The 15,299-nt window shown below is 56.9% G+C and carries 29 protein-coding genes; 23 read left to right on the top strand and 6 right to left on the bottom strand.

All coding sequences use genetic code 11. The annotated features are described in order from the left end of the window. The 11 genes from Q1A44_RS18045 to rplP form a co-directional block, all read left to right on the top strand. Nucleotides 1-462, top strand: a 462-nt coding sequence (locus tag Q1A44_RS18045) for an EF-Tu/IF-2/RF-3 family GTPase (RefSeq protein ID WP_299628070.1), incomplete at its 5' end; no start/stop codon positions are given. 173 nt (nt 463-635) lie between these two features. Further along, nucleotides 636-950: a 30S ribosomal protein S10 gene (gene rpsJ, locus Q1A44_RS18040; RefSeq protein ID WP_108838874.1), complete on the top strand. Its 315-nt coding sequence runs from the start codon at nt 636-638 to the stop codon at nt 948-950. Between the two features lie 15 nt (nt 951-965). Then, complete coding sequence (gene rplC, locus Q1A44_RS18035; RefSeq protein ID WP_299628068.1) at nt 966-1,691, top strand: 50S ribosomal protein L3; 726 nt, start codon at nt 966-968, stop codon at nt 1,689-1,691. After that, nucleotides 1,688-2,305, top strand: a complete 618-nt coding sequence (gene rplD, locus Q1A44_RS18030) for a 50S ribosomal protein L4 (protein WP_299628066.1) — start codon at nt 1,688-1,690, stop codon at nt 2,303-2,305. The genes rplC and rplD overlap by 4 nt, the downstream gene beginning before the upstream one ends. Beyond that, complete coding sequence (locus tag Q1A44_RS18025) at nt 2,302-2,598, top strand: 50S ribosomal protein L23 (protein ID WP_299142461.1); 297 nt, start codon at nt 2,302-2,304, stop codon at nt 2,596-2,598. The genes rplD and Q1A44_RS18025 overlap by 4 nt, the downstream gene beginning before the upstream one ends. Nucleotides 2,599-3,374: 776 nt before the next feature. Continuing rightward, a complete protein-coding gene (locus tag Q1A44_RS18020) occupies nt 3,375-3,830 on the top strand; it encodes a hypothetical protein (protein ID WP_299628064.1) in 456 nt (151 codons plus the stop codon). 205 nt (nt 3,831-4,035) lie between these two features. Beyond that, complete coding sequence (rplB, locus tag Q1A44_RS18015) at nt 4,036-4,878, top strand: 50S ribosomal protein L2 (RefSeq protein WP_299628062.1); 843 nt, start codon at nt 4,036-4,038, stop codon at nt 4,876-4,878. After that, nucleotides 4,879-5,157 (top strand): 30S ribosomal protein S19, encoded by a 279-nt coding sequence (gene rpsS / locus Q1A44_RS18010; RefSeq protein WP_025059469.1) that lies wholly within the window; start codon nt 4,879-4,881, stop codon nt 5,155-5,157. Then, nucleotides 5,154-5,534: a 50S ribosomal protein L22 gene (rplV, locus tag Q1A44_RS18005; protein ID WP_299628060.1), complete on the top strand. Its 381-nt coding sequence runs from the start codon at nt 5,154-5,156 to the stop codon at nt 5,532-5,534. Before rpsS ends, rplV begins: the two co-directional genes overlap by 4 nt. Then, nucleotides 5,534-6,241 (top strand): 30S ribosomal protein S3, encoded by a 708-nt coding sequence (gene rpsC, locus Q1A44_RS18000; protein ID WP_223428952.1) that lies wholly within the window; start codon nt 5,534-5,536, stop codon nt 6,239-6,241. The genes rplV and rpsC overlap by 1 nt, the downstream gene beginning before the upstream one ends. A gap of 15 nt (nt 6,242-6,256) precedes the next feature. Continuing rightward, on the top strand, nt 6,257-6,670 hold the full coding sequence (gene rplP, locus Q1A44_RS17995; RefSeq protein WP_299628055.1) for a 50S ribosomal protein L16: 414 nt from the start codon (nt 6,257-6,259) through the stop codon (nt 6,668-6,670). 69 nt (nt 6,671-6,739) lie between these two features. Here the strand turns inward: rplP and Q1A44_RS17990 are convergent, their stop codons facing one another. Further along, nucleotides 6,740-7,321, bottom strand: a complete 582-nt coding sequence (locus Q1A44_RS17990) for a thermonuclease family protein (RefSeq protein ID WP_299628053.1) — start codon at nt 7,319-7,321, stop codon at nt 6,740-6,742. Nucleotides 7,322-7,543: 222 nt separating this feature from the next. Between Q1A44_RS17990 and Q1A44_RS17985 the strand changes: the two genes are divergently transcribed. Further along, entirely contained in the window at nt 7,544-7,747 is a 204-nt protein-coding gene (locus tag Q1A44_RS17985; protein WP_299628050.1) for a hypothetical protein, read from the top strand. A gap of 109 nt (nt 7,748-7,856) precedes the next feature. Here the strand turns inward: Q1A44_RS17985 and Q1A44_RS17980 are convergent, their stop codons facing one another. From Q1A44_RS17980 to Q1A44_RS17965, 5 genes are all read right to left on the bottom strand, one after another. Continuing rightward, complete coding sequence (locus Q1A44_RS17980) at nt 7,857-8,477, bottom strand: TIGR02466 family protein (protein ID WP_299628048.1); 621 nt, start codon at nt 8,475-8,477, stop codon at nt 7,857-7,859. Between the two features lie 50 nt (nt 8,478-8,527). Continuing rightward, nucleotides 8,528-8,959 (bottom strand): hypothetical protein, encoded by a 432-nt coding sequence (locus Q1A44_RS17975; RefSeq protein ID WP_299628046.1) that lies wholly within the window; start codon nt 8,957-8,959, stop codon nt 8,528-8,530. Nucleotides 8,960-9,536: 577 nt separating this feature from the next. Further along, nucleotides 9,537-9,983 (bottom strand): hypothetical protein, encoded by a 447-nt coding sequence (locus tag Q1A44_RS17970; protein ID WP_299628044.1) that lies wholly within the window; start codon nt 9,981-9,983, stop codon nt 9,537-9,539. A gap of 75 nt (nt 9,984-10,058) precedes the next feature. Continuing rightward, nucleotides 10,059-10,121, bottom strand: coding sequence for a hypothetical protein (locus tag Q1A44_RS21910; protein WP_366942612.1), 63 nt, complete (start codon nt 10,119-10,121; stop codon nt 10,059-10,061). Next, nucleotides 10,094-10,543 carry a hypothetical protein gene (locus Q1A44_RS17965; protein ID WP_299628042.1) on the bottom strand — a complete coding sequence of 150 codons (450 nt, stop codon included), beginning with the start codon at nt 10,541-10,543 and terminating at the stop codon, nt 10,094-10,096. Before Q1A44_RS17965 ends, Q1A44_RS21910 begins: the two co-directional genes overlap by 28 nt. A gap of 427 nt (nt 10,544-10,970) precedes the next feature. Between Q1A44_RS17965 and rpmC the strand changes: the two genes are divergently transcribed. The 11 genes from rpmC (at nt 10,971) to rpmD (ending at nt 15,249) form a co-directional block, all read left to right on the top strand. Further along, nucleotides 10,971-11,171, top strand: coding sequence for a 50S ribosomal protein L29 (gene rpmC / locus Q1A44_RS17960; RefSeq protein WP_299628040.1), 201 nt, complete (start codon nt 10,971-10,973; stop codon nt 11,169-11,171). An 11-nt stretch (nt 11,172-11,182) separates the two neighbouring features. Next, complete coding sequence (rpsQ, locus tag Q1A44_RS17955; RefSeq protein ID WP_299628038.1) at nt 11,183-11,413, top strand: 30S ribosomal protein S17; 231 nt, start codon at nt 11,183-11,185, stop codon at nt 11,411-11,413. Between the two features lie 79 nt (nt 11,414-11,492). Continuing rightward, nucleotides 11,493-11,861, top strand: a complete 369-nt coding sequence (gene rplN / locus Q1A44_RS17950; protein WP_113821507.1) for a 50S ribosomal protein L14 — start codon at nt 11,493-11,495, stop codon at nt 11,859-11,861. 1 nt (nt 11,862) lies between these two features. Then, entirely contained in the window at nt 11,863-12,168 is a 306-nt protein-coding gene (rplX, locus tag Q1A44_RS17945; protein ID WP_299628035.1) for a 50S ribosomal protein L24, read from the top strand. Beyond that, a complete protein-coding gene (gene rplE, locus Q1A44_RS17940) occupies nt 12,168-12,731 on the top strand; it encodes a 50S ribosomal protein L5 (protein ID WP_299628033.1) in 564 nt (187 codons plus the stop codon). The genes rplX and rplE overlap by 1 nt, the downstream gene beginning before the upstream one ends. Nucleotides 12,732-12,749: 18 nt before the next feature. After that, nucleotides 12,750-13,055: a 30S ribosomal protein S14 gene (gene rpsN, locus Q1A44_RS17935; RefSeq protein WP_299146835.1), complete on the top strand. Its 306-nt coding sequence runs from the start codon at nt 12,750-12,752 to the stop codon at nt 13,053-13,055. Between the two features lie 13 nt (nt 13,056-13,068). Continuing rightward, the gene (gene rpsH, locus Q1A44_RS17930) at nt 13,069-13,461 is read left to right on the top strand and encodes a 30S ribosomal protein S8 (protein ID WP_299628031.1); all 393 of its coding nucleotides are present in this window, start codon (nt 13,069-13,071) and stop codon (nt 13,459-13,461) included. A 10-nt stretch (nt 13,462-13,471) separates the two neighbouring features. Next, nucleotides 13,472-14,005, top strand: coding sequence for a 50S ribosomal protein L6 (gene rplF, locus Q1A44_RS17925; RefSeq protein ID WP_299628029.1), 534 nt, complete (start codon nt 13,472-13,474; stop codon nt 14,003-14,005). Nucleotides 14,006-14,016: 11 nt separating this feature from the next. Next, on the top strand, nt 14,017-14,376 hold the full coding sequence (gene rplR / locus Q1A44_RS17920; RefSeq protein ID WP_299628027.1) for a 50S ribosomal protein L18: 360 nt from the start codon (nt 14,017-14,019) through the stop codon (nt 14,374-14,376). 103 nt (nt 14,377-14,479) lie between these two features. Beyond that, nucleotides 14,480-15,055 carry a 30S ribosomal protein S5 gene (rpsE, locus tag Q1A44_RS17915; protein ID WP_299628025.1) on the top strand — a complete coding sequence of 192 codons (576 nt, stop codon included), beginning with the start codon at nt 14,480-14,482 and terminating at the stop codon, nt 15,053-15,055. A gap of 5 nt (nt 15,056-15,060) precedes the next feature. Next, the gene (gene rpmD / locus Q1A44_RS17910; RefSeq protein ID WP_138663714.1) at nt 15,061-15,249 is read left to right on the top strand and encodes a 50S ribosomal protein L30; all 189 of its coding nucleotides are present in this window, start codon (nt 15,061-15,063) and stop codon (nt 15,247-15,249) included. Nucleotides 15,250-15,299 lie beyond the last annotated feature (50 nt).

The raw sequence follows: 15,299 nt of genomic DNA, 5'->3' as shown, positions 1-15,299 counted from the left end.
GAGATCGAGATTGTCGGCATCAAGGACACCCAGAAAACGACCTGCACAGGCGTTGAAATGTTCCGCAAGCTGCTGGATCGCGGTGAAGCGGGCGACAACATCGGCGCCCTGCTGCGCGGTATCGACCGTGAGGCGGTTGAGCGTGGCCAGGTTCTGTGCAAGCCCGGTTCGGTCAAGCCCCACACCAAGTTCGAAGCCGAAGCCTACATCCTGACCAAGGATGAGGGTGGCCGTCACACGCCATTCTTCGCCAACTACCGTCCCCAGTTCTACTTCCGGACAACGGACGTGACGGGCACGGTTCAGCTGGCCGAAGGCACCGAGATGGTCATGCCCGGCGACAACGTGTCGTTCGGCGTTGAGCTGATCGCGCCGATCGCGATGGAACAGGGCCTGCGCTTTGCGATCCGCGAAGGCGGCCGCACCGTCGGCGCCGGCGTCGTGTCGAAAATCACCGAGTAAGTCGGTCGCGCGGGGCGCAAACTTTTGAAAGTTTGCGGCCTGCCGAAATTTCAAATTTCTGCGCGGTGGCAATCGGCGCGCAGAAAGAAAAAAACAGACGCGATGAGGGGCGCCGATGAGCGACGCTCCTCCTCTCCGTTAAGAGACCCGAGTAAGGGAACGATAACATGGCAATGCAAAGCCAAAACATTCGCATTCGTCTGAAGGCGTTTGACTATCGTGTGCTGGACGCGTCCACACAAGAGATCGTCAACACCGCCAAGCGGACAGGTGCTTCGGTCCGCGGCCCCATCCCGCTGCCCAACAAGATCGAAAAGTTCACTGTTCTGCGTGGTCCCCACGTTGACAAGAAATCCCGTGACCAGTTCGAGATCCGCACGCACAAGCGTCTGCTCGACATCGTTGATCCGACCCCCCAGACTGTGGACGCGCTGATGAAGCTCGACCTCGCCGCTGGTGTGGACGTCGAGATCAAGCTGCAATCGTAAAGGAGGGTATTGATTATGCGCTCTGGAATTCTCGCAAAGAAAGTCGGCATGACCCGGCTGTTCATGGAAGACGGCAAGCAGATCCCTGTGACCGTTCTTCAGCTGGACGGCTTGCAGGTTGTCGGCAACCGGACCTCTGACAAGGACGGCTATACCGCCGTGACCCTTGGTGCAGGCACAGCCAAAGTGAAACGCGTGAGCCAAGCCATGCGCGGCCATTTCGCGGCCCAAAAGGTTGAGCCCAAGCGCAAGCTGGTCGAGTTCCGCGTCACAGAGGACAACCTGATCGGTGTGGGTGAGGAAATTTCTGCCGAACACTTCCTGGCTGGCCAGAAAGTGGACGTCAGCGGCACCTCGATTGGTAAAGGCTTTGCCGGTGCCATGAAACGCCACAACTTTGGCGGTCTGCGGGCCTCGCACGGTGTGTCGATTTCGCACCGTTCGCACGGTTCGACCGGCCAGTGTCAGGACCCCGGTAAAGTCTTTAAAGGCAAGAAAATGGCAGGTCACATGGGTGCAGCCCGCGTGACAACGCAGAACCTGGAAGTTGTGAAAACGGACGCGGATCGCGGCCTGATCATGATCAAGGGCGCTGTTCCCGGCTCCAAAGGCGGCTGGGTCACTGTCAAAGACGCCGTGAAGAAGAAACTGCCCGATGGTGTGCCATTCCCGGCGGCCCTCAAATCGGCAGTTGTCGAAGCGCCTGCGGAAGAAGCACCCGCGGAAGGTGGTGAAGCATGAAACTTGATGTGATCAAACTCGACGGCGGCAAAGCCGGTTCGGTTGAGCTGGACGCAGACCTGTTCGGTCTGGAGCCCCGCGCCGACATCCTGCACCGCGTCGTCCGCTGGCAGCGCAACAACGCGCAGGCCGGTACGCACAAAGTCAAGACACGGTCCGAGGTGAACTACTCGACCAAGAAGATCTATCGCCAGAAGGGCACCGGCGGCGCACGCCACGGCGCGCGCTCTGCTCCGATCTTCCGCGGTGGTGGTATCTATAAGGGTCCTGTTGTTCGTTCGCACGGCCACGACCTGACCAAGAAGTTCCGCAAACTGGGCCTCAAGCACGCTCTGTCCGCCAAAATGGCGGCAGGTGAGCTGGTCGTCATCGAAGATGCCTCCACATCCGGGAAAACCGGTGCTTTGGCCAAGCAGGTCAAGGACCTGGGCTGGAAACGTGCGCTGGTCATCGACGGGGCGTCGGTCAACGAGGACTTCCTCAAGGCAGCCCGCAACATCGAAGGTTTGGACATCCTGCCGTCGATGGGCGCAAACGTATACGATATCCTCAAGCGTGACACTCTGGTGATCACGAAGGCGGGTATCGAAGCACTGGAGGCTCGACTGAAATGAGTGCCAAGGCAGAACATTACGACGTGATCCGCAAGCCGATCATCACCGAGAAAGCGACCATGACGTCCGAGAACGGCGCGGTTGTGTTCGAAGTGGCGATGGACAGCAACAAACCGATGATCAAAGAGGCCGTCGAGGCGCTGTTTGGTGTGAAGGTGAAGGCTGTGAACACGACGATCACGAAGGGCAAGGTCAAGCGCTTCCGTGGTCAGTTGGGCAAGCGTAAGGACGTCAAAAAGGCGTATGTGACGCTTGAAGAAGGCAACACGATCGACGTATCGACCGGTCTTTGATCGGATGGCGGGGTGAACCCCGCCCTACGGAGAGATTGAGAACCCCGGCTGCGAGAGCGGTCGGGTTTTTTGATTGAACCGCTGAGTCAATGAATAGTCATACAAGTACAATTTGGTTTGGTGTGTATTTCTGTCAATACTAGTGACTCTGTCGAGCCATTTGAGTTTCGAATCGTGCCCATTGAGAACTCAGCGATTGGCAAGTAGAGACGCTTCTTCGGCCCCAAAAGTCCGCGAGAATAAGCTGTCTTGAGAGCGCGAATCGGAGACTGTTCAGCCATATTTAGCAAGTCGATTGCTAGACGAACCGCTCTTTCTAAGTCATCTTCGAAACGTTTTTTGCATCTACAGCATGCTTGATCATCATACCAAATCTGCGCGCTTCCGGACAAATTAATTATTATTTGGCTCATTGCGTTACCTCATAGGAGGATATCTTGCCACAGATGAAACACAAAAATCAAGATGTCATCAAAAAATAAGTAATTATTGCACAGAATTCAGTTTTCCGCTAGGCTGATCATATCTGAAAAGCTGGAGAGAGACATGTCACGGAATCACGAGCCAAAACTTGAAATTACGACAGCCACCGAAACACTTCCGCCCGCACCGGAGAAAATAACCCGGGTTTCCGTTGATCTTACCCGGACACAAGTCGGCGTTCTTGAAGCGCTTATGAAACGATCAGGAATGTCCAAAGCGGCGGTGATGAGGTTTGGCCTTGGTATCTTAGCTGACTCTTGCTCAGATAAAGACGATGGCTTCATCGTGGGCGCTTGGAAAGAGAACAAGGAACGGAGATATCCAGTTTTGTAATCGTTTGGATTAGCGACCTTGCCGTTGGAGGGCCAAATAAGATGATTTTCTCTATCGACCAAAGCAAGCCCTTTAAGGATTTTTCATCTACGTTGGACATCCAACCGCAGCCTGATCCTTTGCTGACGCTAGGCTCTTCGCAGGCGCAAGAAACATCAATACCTCGGCAAAACCCTATTGATGAGCATGAACGGATGCCCGTGGTGCCAGTAAGCTTAGCTTGGGTCTTGTGTTTTTTCGTATGTGTCGTCGGTTTCTATTCTATTTGGCAAATTGGCAATCCAGCTAACACCTGGGTTGCATCAACGATGTACGGAGTTATTACTATGGCGACGCTCATGGTAGCAGGCCGTGTTCTCACACCTGTCGTTCTACGACTCGATCGCCTGTTACATGTTTTTAGAGACAAGTCTTAAGCGATCGCAAAAAAAGCGGCAGCAAACGCTCCGAACACGTAGACAATTGCTCATTCACTTGATACCGCGTCGTTCATCGGCAGTGCCCCGGATTCGTCCGGGGCTTTGTCTTTGCTCGTTTGAGCATTCAACTTCGGGCACCTACGGGGGCCTATAACCTCGGCAGGGCAACCTGCCACATATAGCAAAACGGAAGACAGCAATCATGGCACTCAAGTCGTATAAGCCGACGACGCCGGGCCAGCGTGGGCTGGTACTGATCGACCGTTCGGAGCTTTGGAAAGGCCGCCCGGTCAAATCCCTTACACAGGGTTTGACCAAGTCTGGCGGACGGAACAATACCGGACGGATCACGATGCGCCGCACAGGCGGGGGCGCGAAACGCCTCTATCGGATCGTCGATTTCAAGCGGAACAAAATGGATGTGGCGGCAACCGTCGAACGCATCGAATATGACCCCAACCGGACCGCGTTCATCGCCCTCGTCAAGTACGAAGATGGCGAGCAGGCCTATGTCCTGGCCCCCCAGCGTCTGGCCATCGGTGACACCATCATCGCCAGCCAAAAGGCCGACATCAAGCCCGGCAACGCCATGCCCTTTAGCGGCATGCCCATCGGGACCATCATCCACAACATCGAGTTGAAGCCCGGCAAGGGTGGTCAGATCGCGCGTGCCGCTGGCACATACGCCCAGTTCGTGGGCCGCGATGGTGGCTATGCCCAGATCCGCCTGTCTTCGGGCGAACTGCGCCTGGTCCGTCAGGAATGCATGGCCACAGTTGGTGCCGTGTCCAACCCCGACAACTCGAACCAGAACTACGGTAAAGCCGGCCGCATGCGTCACAAGGGCATCCGCCCAAGTGTTCGTGGTGTTGTCATGAACCCGATCGACCACCCCCACGGTGGTGGTGAAGGTCGGACATCCGGTGGTCGTCACCCGGTTTCCCCATGGGGCAAGCCCACAAAAGGCGCCCGGACCCGCAACAAGAACAAAGCGTCGCAAAAGCTGATCATCCGCTCGCGTCACGCCAAGAAGAAAGGGCGCTAAATGTCTCGCTCTGTTTGGAAAGGCCCGTTTGTCGACAGCTATGTGCTGAAGAAAGCGGAAGCGTCGCGCGAAAGCGGTCGCAACGAAGTCATCAAGATCTGGTCCCGTCGGTCCACCATTCTGCCCCAGTTCGTGGGTCTGACCTTTGGTGTGTACAACGGTCACAAGCATATCCCGGTCAACGTGTCCGAAGAGATGATCGGCCAGAAGTTCGGTGAATATTCGCCCACGCGGACCTATTACGGTCACGCCGCTGACAAGAAGGCGAAACGCAAATGAGCAAGGATAAGAATCCACGCCGCGTGGCGGACAATGAAGCTATGGCCAAGACCCGTATGCTGCGCACGTCCCCTCAGAAGCTGAACCTTGTTGCCGCCATGATCCGTGGCAAGAAGGTGGACAAGGCCCTGACGGACCTGACCTTCAGCAAGAAGCGCATCGCGCAGGACGTGAAAAAGTGTCTGCAGTCGGCCATCGCCAACGCGGAAAACAATCACAACCTGGATGTGGACGAGCTGATCGTTGCCGAAGCCTGGGTTGGCAAGAACCTGACCCTGAAACGCGGCCGCCCGCGGGCCCGTGGTCGGTTCGGCAAGATCATGAAGCCCTTCGCGGAAATCACGATCAAAGTGCGTCAAGTTGAGGAGCAAGCCTGATGGGTAACAAAGTCAATCCGATTGGCATGCGCCTGCAGGTGAACCGCACCTGGGACAGCCGCTGGTATGCCGACACCAAGGATTACGGTGATCTTCTGCTGGAAGACCTGAAAATCCGTGAGTTCATCAAGAAAGAGTGTCATCAGGCCGGCGTGGCCCGTGTGATCATCGAGCGTCCGCACAAGAAGTGCCGCGTGACGATCCATACGGCCCGTCCTGGCGTCATCATCGGCAAGAAAGGTGCAGACATCGAAGGTCTGCGCAAGAAGCTGGCGAACCTGACGGACTCGGAACTGCACCTCAACATCGTTGAGGTCCGCAAGCCCGAGCTGGACGCGGCCTTGGTTGGTGAAAGCATTGCACAACAGCTGGAGCGCCGGGTGTCTTTCCGCCGCGCCATGAAGCGTGCCGTGCAGAACGCCATGCGTATGGGTGCCCTGGGCATCCGCGTGAACGTCGCGGGCCGCCTTGGCGGTGCCGAGATCGCGCGGACCGAGTGGTATCGTGAGGGCCGCGTGCCTCTCCACACCCTGCGGGCCGACATCGATTACGCACACGTCGAGGCAACGACTGCCTATGGTATCATCGGGATCAAGACTTGGATCTTTAAAGGTGAAATCATGGAGCACGACCCTCAGGCGCGTGACCGTAAAGCACAAGAACTCCAGGATGGTCCTGCGCCCCGTGGCGCTGGTGGCCGTCGCTAATCGGAGGGCATTTAGATGCTTCAACCAAAGCGTACCAAATTCCGTAAGCAGTTTAAGGGCTCGATCAAGGGCAAGGCAAAGGGCGGGTCTGACCTGAACTTTGGCACCTTCGGCCTGAAAGCTCTGGAACCTGAGCGGGTCACCGCCCGTCAGATCGAAGCGGCACGTCGTGCCATGACCCGTCACATGAAACGTCAGGGCCGGGTCTGGATCCGGATTTTCCCCGATGTGCCTGTGACCGCCAAACCTATCGAAGTTCGTATGGGTAAAGGTAAGGGGTCTGTGGATCGGTGGGCCTGTAAGGTCAAACCCGGCCGCGTGATGTTCGAGATCGACGGCGTCGGCGACGACATCGCCCGCGAGGCCCTGCGCCTAGCGGCGATGAAGCTGCCGATCAAGACACGCGTCGTGGTCCGCGAGGACTGGTAAGTGGTGGCGGGGTGAACCCCGCCCTACGGCGAAATTGAGAGCCCCCGGCGTGGATGCGTCGGGGGTTTTCTAGTTCCAACGACGATAATGTCTGAGTTTCTTGCGTATTCCGGCGGGCTCGAGGTGGCGATATTTGCCCTTTGAGAAATGTCCGCCGTCCAACGCCAAACCGGCCTTAATAATTTCAGCGCCTATGTCCCGGTCATCCGGCAGATAACATGTTCCAACCAGCCGATCATAGGACGTCTCACCGGTCAGCTCGACGCGGATCGCTTGACCTTTACAAATTTTGACCATTTCCCATTTAGATTTCTGACCCCAAGGCTGGTTCAATTCAGGCGCATCGATGCCGGCCAAGCGTACCTTGATCTTTTGGACGACGATCGTGTCACCATCAATGACATAGGCTTTGCCGTTAAGTTGGCGGGACGCCGGAATGTCTGGCGGTGGCGCATGTTCAACCCCGGATGTAATTGGGCGTGGTCGTGCGGGTTTTTGCCGCTCTGTTGTGCTTGGTGCCTGCTTCTTTGAATTTGCCTGGTGCTGGCGGGGTGTGGGATGTACGTCTTTTTTGGATTGGCCACCGCCAAATAGTTTGCCGGCCAATAGAAGCAAAATACCTGCAAACAGAATGCCAATTACTGTTTCCAAAACACTCTCATAAAACTAAACTCATGATAGAGTATGTGCTTCTCGATCACGTAAATCAATTGGTGTGTTTTTTCAGGTGCGAATTGTCTGGGCCTGAAATTGGCAGTGGCTGTGGGCGTTTGCAACGTGCACCTCATGCATGGTGCAATCAAGCTCACCGGCGCTTAACAGATGCGTCTCGGCAGTGTATCGTCGTTCAAACTGATGCAAGAGGTCTCGCCCATGAAACACGTTCCCAAGCCGACCACGGATGAAGATCTGATCAAGGAGTTTCTTGCCAAAGGAGGCGAGGTCAAGAAGGGGAAGACCAAGCCGATGCCGGAGGGCCTGGGGCTGTCCAACAATCAGTGGGGCAATACGCTGACCAAAGAGGAGAAGGCCGCGCGCAAGGCAGCGGAAGAGGCGAATAAGGCGGCGCGGAAATAGCGTCGCCAGGCTTTTTGCTCAAGAAATTGAACGCGCAACCGATTGGGCTCCGCCCGCTCGGCCCTCAAATATTCCCCCGGAATGTTTGTCGCTGCGCGAACCGTCCCTCTCACTCCCAGCCATAGTTGAACGACACGGACACCCGTTCGTCTTCGCTCATGTTCATGGGCACCTCGTGGCGCAACCAGCTTTCCCACAGCAACACATCACCCACTGAGGGTCGCGCATAGTGGAACTGTTTCAAATCATCGGGCGCGTCCGCCAAACGACCGGGGGATGCCATCATCATCGGCAGGCGCGGGTCTTCCAGCTTTAGCGCAGAGGTCCCTTCGGGCATCGCAACATAGGTCGTGCCTGAGATCACCGAATGGGGGTGGATGTGGCCCGTATGAATGCCGCCTTCGGGCAGGATGTTGATCCAGATGCTGTCGAGCTTGAGCGCCTTGTCGCCCAGATCGAAGGCACAGTCACGGGCGAAGGCGGCGACATGGGCGTCGAGCGCCTTGACCAGATCGGCAAAGATCGGGAAGCGCCAGGGCAGATCATCGAGCGACGCATAGGAGGTGTAGCCGGGATAGCCGTGCTCTTCGCACCAGTCGTGGCCTGCCTCATCGTCCTCGGCGATGGCATAGCAGTTCTGCTCCAACTCTTCCGGATCGACCTGTGGGTCACATTCGGACAGAGGGGCGTGATAGAGGCGGGTGGCGAAAAGCGATGTGATCTTGGGCATGCGGGACCTTTAGCGCAGAGAGCCGCACAGAACCAGTGGCGACGGCAGGATCAGAGCCGTCCGACCAGCAGTTTCGAATGATCGTCATTGTCGGCGATGGCATAGGTGCTGTCCGCCACCTGCCAGCCGGTCGCGGCCTTGCGTAGCACTGAATAGGTGGCATAGGGCGCGTCCACCAGTTGATTTCCGCGCATCAGCCGCGTCTCGTGGGTCGAGTGGATCACGTTCGGGTCGCGAAATTCGGCGGCGATCACGTAGCGGACGATGTCGGTGATCCCGCGCCGGGACAGATGGGCTGACAGCGTGTGGTAGAGCGCTCTGAGGTCCTCGACCGTTTCCAAGATCTGTTGGCCGTCAAAGGTCTGTACCTCTTGCGGCAATGCAAAGGAGGAAATCCAGACATCATAGCTGCCGCCAAACATCTCAAGCCGGGTATCTTGCAAAAGCGCTGTGGCAATCGTTTTGGCGTCTGTGTCTTCCATGGGACTGTCCCTGGGTCGGTGTTGCGGTGCGGGTCCGGCAGCCGTGAGACAGGCGTAGCATGTGGAATGCCTTTGGCCGCCTCACAATTCGGATGTTTTTCGTGATGTGGTTGCGTGTGTTTTGGGTGTTCTTTCCATGTTTTTTCGCGCATTCGAATTGGCGGTCGATGCGCAATTGCGTTCATGCAGCATAAGACGAGTCTGGAAGTTGACGCAAAGGTCAATTTGAGATGTGCCTCATTTGCGGTGGTTTATCGCTTGCGGGCTGAGCACGTGGTTCTCTGGGTTTCCGTTAAGCCTATTAAAAATATAGATTTTCTACCGTTTTTGCGTCACCCGTTACGGGCGTTGACGGTATTCCTTTGAACGGGAATTTGAATTGGTCGAGAACGAGTGATGTCTGGAGTTCTATAATAGGTTGAAAATTGAAAGCATTATTTCGGCTGGAATATACATTGGCCTGCGCATTTGTCGGCCCACGCCCCAGAGTTTTCTGCGCTATTCAGATACCCTTGCCCCTACCGCACAGGTTCCGATGTTTGGGCCGTCGGGCAGGGGGACTTGATAAGGTGGCAGGTCAGGTCACCGCGGCAAGCTCGGGCACTTGATCACCGATGAATTCGATGTCCTGCCAGGTGACGCCTGTGGTACCTTCCAAGGTGACGACAACTTCAATGCTTTGCTGTGTGTCGTTTTCATAGGTCAGGACAGGTTCGGTCAGCGGATCGCCCTTGTGATCCGTACCCTCATCCAAGCGTGCGGACGCAAGCACGCCACCTTCGGTCACTGCGTCGGCATCGACAGTGATTTGGTCCACACCCGGTTCAAAATCCCAGATGTCAAAGGCTTCGGCCGTCAAAACGCCATCGTGGTAGGCGTCTGCCGGATCTTCGACCGGGCCGAGTTCTTCGAAGATGACGTCCTGAGTCTCGATTTTGAAGGTGTCGCTGCCCTCACCCCCGCTTGCTGAAAGCGGACCGTTATATGGGTTGGTGGTCAGATCGGAGGTCAGGTTACTCGTCATGATGATCGTGTCATTGCCTGCCTCGCCAACGGCGATTTCGGCATAGCCAGCATCCTGATCGCCTGGACCAAAGACCTAAATAACATCGTCGCCGTCACCGCCATAAAGACTTACGTTATCGGCGCCCCCCAAAAGCATGTCGTCACCTTCGCCGCCGTGGATGATGATGTCGCCGTCGCCGAGTCCCACGTCGATAAAGTCATCTCCGGCACGGCGTCCAAAATGAAGGCGGTGCCATCGATAAACATCGTGTCATTCCCATCGCCACCATAGATAGTCGCGCTGTCGGCAACCAGTTCAAGCAAATCATCGCCTGCACCCGCGTCTATTGTCGACGCATAGACACCAGCAAAGGCATCGGACCCTTGGATTGTGTCGTCCCCGGTGCCGGTGTCGAGGGTGAGTTCATTGACCGTATCCAGGAGGGCAACGGTGTCCGCCCCCGCGGGTCCTACGACCCGGCCGCCTTCATCGATTTCGAGATCGACCCCCTCGACGGGGGCGTTGTCGTCATCGTCGAAAAGCAACGGAAGGATCGCGGCGCCGCCAAACAGGGACAACCAAACAGGGACAAAAGGGCAAGCATTTCCATTTAAGGGTTCTGACGTTCTTCAGAGTGCAGTGTCGTTTGAGGAAAGAACGTTAGATACAGTCCGTGGCTAAGCAACGGCTTCCGTTTTTATTCGGTTTCGCTGTTTGTTGGCTATTTCGACTTTATTCGTCATGACCCTTTTTGATGCAGGTTTTTCTGGATGCTGCGTTGGGTCAGCGCGAAACTGGCAGTCCCTAACGGTATGGGCGTCCATAGTGTAAACGGTGCCTTGCACTGAACGACATGCGTGCCCCAATGGCGTTCATGCTAAAACGTGCTTGCCATAGTCGAATGCCCCCCCTATACGGCGCACTTCACCACCCACTCCACGGGAATCAGGGTGACCCCGCGCATGTCGCAAAGGGCCCTCCCGTGATGTTGAAAGGAAAAGGCGCATGAACGCCCAAGAACTTCGGGATAAGACCCCGGACCAGCTTCGTGATGAACTGGCAAACCTGAAAAAAGAAGCCTTCAACCTGCGGTTCCAGCAGGCCACTGGCCAGCTTGAGAACCCCGCGCGTCTGCGCGGTGCCCGTCGTGATGCTGCGCGCGTCAAGACGATCCTGAACGAACTTGCCGCCAAAGCGGCTGAATAAGGAGCGCACGTATGCCCAAGCGTATTCTGTCCGGCACCGTGACATCCGATGCCAATGCCCAAACCATCACCGTGTCTGTGGAACGTCGTTTCACGCATCCGGTTCTGAAAAAGACCATTCGTAAGTCCAAGAAATACCGGGCGCACGATGAAAAGAATGCCTTCAAAGTGGGCGACAGCGTTCGGATTATCGAATGTGCCCCCAAGTCGAAGACAAAACGCTGGGAAGTGCTGGAAGCTTAAACGCCTCCGGCATTTGCCACATTAATCGAAACCCTGGGGACAAGGCACGCATCGCCCCCCAAAGGTCGGGAGAAACCAAATGATCCAGATGCAAACCAACCTGGATGTTGCTGACAACAGCGGCGCGCGCCGTGTGCAGTGCATCAAGGTTCTGGGTGGTTCCAAGCGTAAATACGCATCCGTCGGCGACGTCATCGTCGTGTCGGTCAAGGAAGCCATCCCACGTGGTCGCGTAAAGAAAGGTGACGTCCGCAAGGCCGTCGTCGTACGCACCGCCAAAGAAGTTCGCCGCGACGATGGTACCGCCATCCGCTTTGACCGCAACGCAGCTGTTATCCTGAATAACAACAACGAGCCCGTCGGCACCCGTATCTTTGGGCCCGTCGTGCGCGAACTGCGCGGCAAGAACTTCATGAAAATCATCTCGCTCGCGCCGGAGGTGCTGTGATATGGCTGCTAAGCTGAAAAAAGGCGACAAGGTCGTCATGCTCGCTGGCAAGGACAAGGGCCGTGAGGGCACCATTTCCTCGATCGACCCCAAAGCGAACAAGGCCGTTGTCGATGGCCTGAACATCGCGATCCGTGCCACCCGTCAAACCCAGACAAGCCAAGGCGGCCGCATCCCCAAGGCGATGCCAGTTGATCTGTCCAACCTCGCGCTGCTCGATGCCAATGGCAAACCGACCCGCGTTGGTTTCAAAATGGACGGCGACAAGAAAGTCCGCTTTGCCAAGACAACAGGGGACGTGATCTGATGCTCGACACTGCAACCTACACCCCCCGCCTCAAGGCAACGTATCGCGACACCATTCGCGCCGCGATGAAAGAGGAATTCGGCTATAAGAACGACATGCAGATCCCGCGTCTGGACAAGATCGTTCTGAACATCGGCTGTGGCGCCGAAGCCGTGCGTGACAGCAAGAAAGCCAAATCCGCTCAGGAAGACCTGACCGCGATTGCAGGCCAAAAGGCCCTGACCACCACCGCCAAGAAATCCATCGCGGGTTTCCGGGTGCGTGAGGACATGCCTTTGGGTGCCAAGGTGACCCTGCGCGGCGACCGGATGTACGAATTCCTGGATCGTCTGATCACCATCGCGATGCCCCGTATCCGTGACTTCCGCGGCATTCCGGGCAAAAGCTTTGATGGCCGTGGCAACTATGCCATGGGCATGAAAGAGCACATCGTGTTCCCCGAGATCGACTTTGATAAAGTTGACGAGACATGGGGGATGGACATCGTGATCGCCACGACCGCCGAAACAGATGCCGAAGCAAAAGCCTTGCTCAAGCATTTCAACATGCCCTTCAACTCGTAAGCGCAGGAGAGACTAGATATGGCTAAAAAATCCATGATCGCGCGCGAAGTGAAGCGCGAAAAGCTGGTGAAAAAGTACGCCGCAAAGCGTGCCGAGCTCAAAGCAATTATCAGCGACGAAACCAAACCGATGGAAGAGCGTTTTCGCGCCTCGCTGAAGCTGGCAAAACTGCCCCGCAACAGCTCTGCCGTGCGTCTTCACAATCGTTGCCAACTGACCGGTCGTCCGCATGCGTATTACCGCAAGCTGAAGATCAGCCGGATCGCGCTGCGGGAACTGGGCTCTGCCGGCCAGATCCCCGGCATGGTCAAGTCCAGCTGGTAAGGGAGAGAGAGATATGAACGATCCTATCGCAGATATGCTCACCCGCATCCGCAACAGCCAGATGCGCGGCAAATCCGTGGTCTCGACCCCTGCGTCGAAACTGCGTGTTCGCGTTCTCGAAGTGTTGGCGGACGAAGGTTACATCCGTGGTTTCGAAGAGACCAAAGGTGAAGATGGCCACCCCGCCATCGAGATCAGCCTGAAATATTACGAAGGCGAACCTGTCATTCGCGAATTGAAGCGGGTCTCCAAGCCCGGTCGTCGCGTTTACATGTCCGTCGGTGACATTCCTTCGGTCCGTCAGGGCCTGGGCGTGTCGATTGTCTCCACCTCCAAAGGTGTGATGTCGGATGCAAACGCTCGCAGCCAAAACGTTGGCGGCGAAGTGCTCTGCACGATCTTCTAAGGAGAAGCAGATGTCTCGTATTGGTAAGAAACCGGTCGATCTGCCTTCGGGTGTCACCGCATCCGTCTCTGGTCAGGTGATCGAAGTCAAAGGCCCCAAAGGCACCCGTTCGTTCAAGGCGACCGACGATGTGACCCTGGCGGTTGAAGACAATGTCGTCACAATCACGCCCCGTGGCAAATCCAAGCGCGCGCGCCAGCAGTGGGGCATGAGCCGCACCATGGTCGCGAACCTGGTCACAGGCGTCACCGATGGTTTCAAGAAAGAGCTGGAAATCCAGGGTGTTGGTTATCGTGCCAGCATGCAGGGCAACACTCTGAAACTGAACCTCGGCCTGAGCCACGATGTGGATTACACCCCACCCGCTGGCGTGACCGTCACAGCCCCCAAGCAGACCGAGATCGTTGTCGAAGGTATCGACGAGCAGATCGTTGGTCAGGTTGCCGCAAACATTCGCGAATGGCGCAAGCCCGAGCCCTACAAGGGCAAAGGCATCCGCTATAAGGGCGAGTTTATCTTCCGCAAGGAAGGCAAGAAGAAGTAAGGACCAGACAAATGGCAAACAGCAAACGGACCCTGTTCCTCAAGCGCCGCCTGCGCGTCCGGAACAAACTTCGCAAGGTCAACGCCGGGCGTCCCCGCCTGAGCGTTCACCGTTCGAACAAGAACATCAGCGTTCAGCTGATCGACGACGTGCAAGGTGTGACCCTGGCCGCTGCCTCGACCCTCGAAAAGGATCTGGGCGTTGTGGGCAAGAACAACGTGGAGGCCGCCACCAAGGTGGGCGCCGCGATTGCCGAGCGCGCGAAGAAAGCAGGCGTGGTCGAGGCCTATTTCGACCGCGGCGGTTTCCTCTTTCATGGTAAAGTGAAGGCCCTGGCCGACGCGGCCCGTGAAGGTGGTCTGAAAATCTAAGACCCTGTGGGCCGCGTCCGCGCGGCCCCGATGATCCGGGGGCATGTCGCCCACCAGGATTGACCCAATTGGCGCATGCGCCACCTGATAAAAGGATGTTCTCATGGCAGAACGTGATAACCGTCGGGGCAACCGTCGCGACCGTGACGAGACCCCAGAATTTGCCGATCGCCTGGTTGCGATCAACCGTGTGTCCAAGACCGTAAAGGGTGGTAAGCGCTTTGGTTTCGCCGCCCTCGTTGTGGTTGGTGACCAGAAAGGCCGCGTTGGTTTCGGCAAAGGCAAGGCGAAAGAGGTCCCCGAGGCCATTCGCAAAGCCACCGAGCAGGCCAAGCGCCAGATGATCCGCGTGCAACTGCGCGAAGGTCGGACCCTGCACCACGATATGGAAGGCCGTCACGGCGCCGGTAAAGTCGTTATGCGCACCGCCCCTGAGGGTACAGGTATCATCGCCGGTGGTCCCATGCGTGCCGTGTTCGAAATGCTGGGCGTGAAGGACGTGGTTTCCAAGTCCATTGGTTCGCAGAACCCCTACAACATGATCCGCGCCACCATCGACGGCCTCAAGAAAGAGCAGTCGCCCCGTGGTGTGGCCCAGCGTCGTGGCAAGAAAGTCTCTGACATTCTGCCCAAGCGTGACGAAGCGCCCGCTGCTGAAGCGGCAACCGAGGAGGCCTGAGACCCATGGCTAAGACAATCGTCGTCAAACAAATCGGCTCCCCCATCCGTCGTCCCGCCAAGCAGCGCGCGACCCTGATCGGTCTGGGCCTGAACAAGATGCACAAGACCCGCGAGCTGGAAGATACCCCTTCCGTGCGCGGCATGGTCAACTCGATCCCGCATATGGTCGAGATCATCGAAGAAAAAGGCTAAGTGTTCGGCGGGATGAACCCCGCCCTACGGAACAGTCAGAACGCCGCGCA

The sequence above is a fragment of the uncultured Tateyamaria sp. genome, from assembly GCF_947503705.1.
GTDB lineage: Bacteria > Pseudomonadota > Alphaproteobacteria > Rhodobacterales > Rhodobacteraceae > Tateyamaria.
The sequence above is the reverse complement of the archived record's forward strand: the minus strand, read 5'-3'. Positions and strand labels throughout refer to the sequence as shown.

Bases quoted from the DNA above. Each gene is read 5' to 3' on its own strand.
- Q1A44_RS18025 (WP_299142461.1), top strand. From the start codon at position 2,302: ATGAGTGCCAAGGCAGAACATTACGACGTGATCCGCAAGCCGATCATC.
- rpsJ (WP_108838874.1), top strand. From the start codon at position 636: ATGCAAAGCCAAAACATTCGCATTCGTCTGAAGGCGTTTGACTATCGT.
- rpsC (WP_223428952.1), top strand. From the start codon at position 5,534: ATGGGTAACAAAGTCAATCCGATTGGCATGCGCCTGCAGGTGAACCGC.
- rpsN (WP_299146835.1), top strand. From the start codon at position 12,750: ATGGCTAAAAAATCCATGATCGCGCGCGAAGTGAAGCGCGAAAAGCTG.
- rpsE (WP_299628025.1), top strand. From the start codon at position 14,480: ATGGCAGAACGTGATAACCGTCGGGGCAACCGTCGCGACCGTGACGAG.
- rplD (WP_299628066.1), top strand. From the start codon at position 1,688: ATGAAACTTGATGTGATCAAACTCGACGGCGGCAAAGCCGGTTCGGTT.
- rpsS (WP_025059469.1), top strand. From the start codon at position 4,879: ATGTCTCGCTCTGTTTGGAAAGGCCCGTTTGTCGACAGCTATGTGCTG.
- rplE (WP_299628033.1), top strand. From the start codon at position 12,168: ATGCTCGACACTGCAACCTACACCCCCCGCCTCAAGGCAACGTATCGC.
- rplB (WP_299628062.1), top strand. From the start codon at position 4,036: ATGGCACTCAAGTCGTATAAGCCGACGACGCCGGGCCAGCGTGGGCTG.
- rplR (WP_299628027.1), top strand. From the start codon at position 14,017: ATGGCAAACAGCAAACGGACCCTGTTCCTCAAGCGCCGCCTGCGCGTC.
- rplN (WP_113821507.1), top strand. From the start codon at position 11,493: ATGATCCAGATGCAAACCAACCTGGATGTTGCTGACAACAGCGGCGCG.
- rplX (WP_299628035.1), top strand. From the start codon at position 11,863: ATGGCTGCTAAGCTGAAAAAAGGCGACAAGGTCGTCATGCTCGCTGGC.
- rpsQ (WP_299628038.1), top strand. From the start codon at position 11,183: ATGCCCAAGCGTATTCTGTCCGGCACCGTGACATCCGATGCCAATGCC.
- Q1A44_RS17970 (WP_299628044.1), bottom strand. From the start codon at position 9,983: ATGACGAGTAACCTGACCTCCGATCTGACCACCAACCCATATAACGGT.
- Q1A44_RS17985 (WP_299628050.1), top strand. From the start codon at position 7,544: ATGAAACACGTTCCCAAGCCGACCACGGATGAAGATCTGATCAAGGAG.
- rpmC (WP_299628040.1), top strand. From the start codon at position 10,971: ATGAACGCCCAAGAACTTCGGGATAAGACCCCGGACCAGCTTCGTGAT.
- rpmD (WP_138663714.1), top strand. From the start codon at position 15,061: ATGGCTAAGACAATCGTCGTCAAACAAATCGGCTCCCCCATCCGTCGT.
- rplV (WP_299628060.1), top strand. From the start codon at position 5,154: ATGAGCAAGGATAAGAATCCACGCCGCGTGGCGGACAATGAAGCTATG.
- rplP (WP_299628055.1), top strand. From the start codon at position 6,257: ATGCTTCAACCAAAGCGTACCAAATTCCGTAAGCAGTTTAAGGGCTCG.
- Q1A44_RS17975 (WP_299628046.1), bottom strand. From the start codon at position 8,959: ATGGAAGACACAGACGCCAAAACGATTGCCACAGCGCTTTTGCAAGAT.
- rpsH (WP_299628031.1), top strand. From the start codon at position 13,069: ATGAACGATCCTATCGCAGATATGCTCACCCGCATCCGCAACAGCCAG.
- rplC (WP_299628068.1), top strand. From the start codon at position 966: ATGCGCTCTGGAATTCTCGCAAAGAAAGTCGGCATGACCCGGCTGTTC.
- rplF (WP_299628029.1), top strand. From the start codon at position 13,472: ATGTCTCGTATTGGTAAGAAACCGGTCGATCTGCCTTCGGGTGTCACC.
- Q1A44_RS17980 (WP_299628048.1), bottom strand. From the start codon at position 8,477: ATGCCCAAGATCACATCGCTTTTCGCCACCCGCCTCTATCACGCCCCT.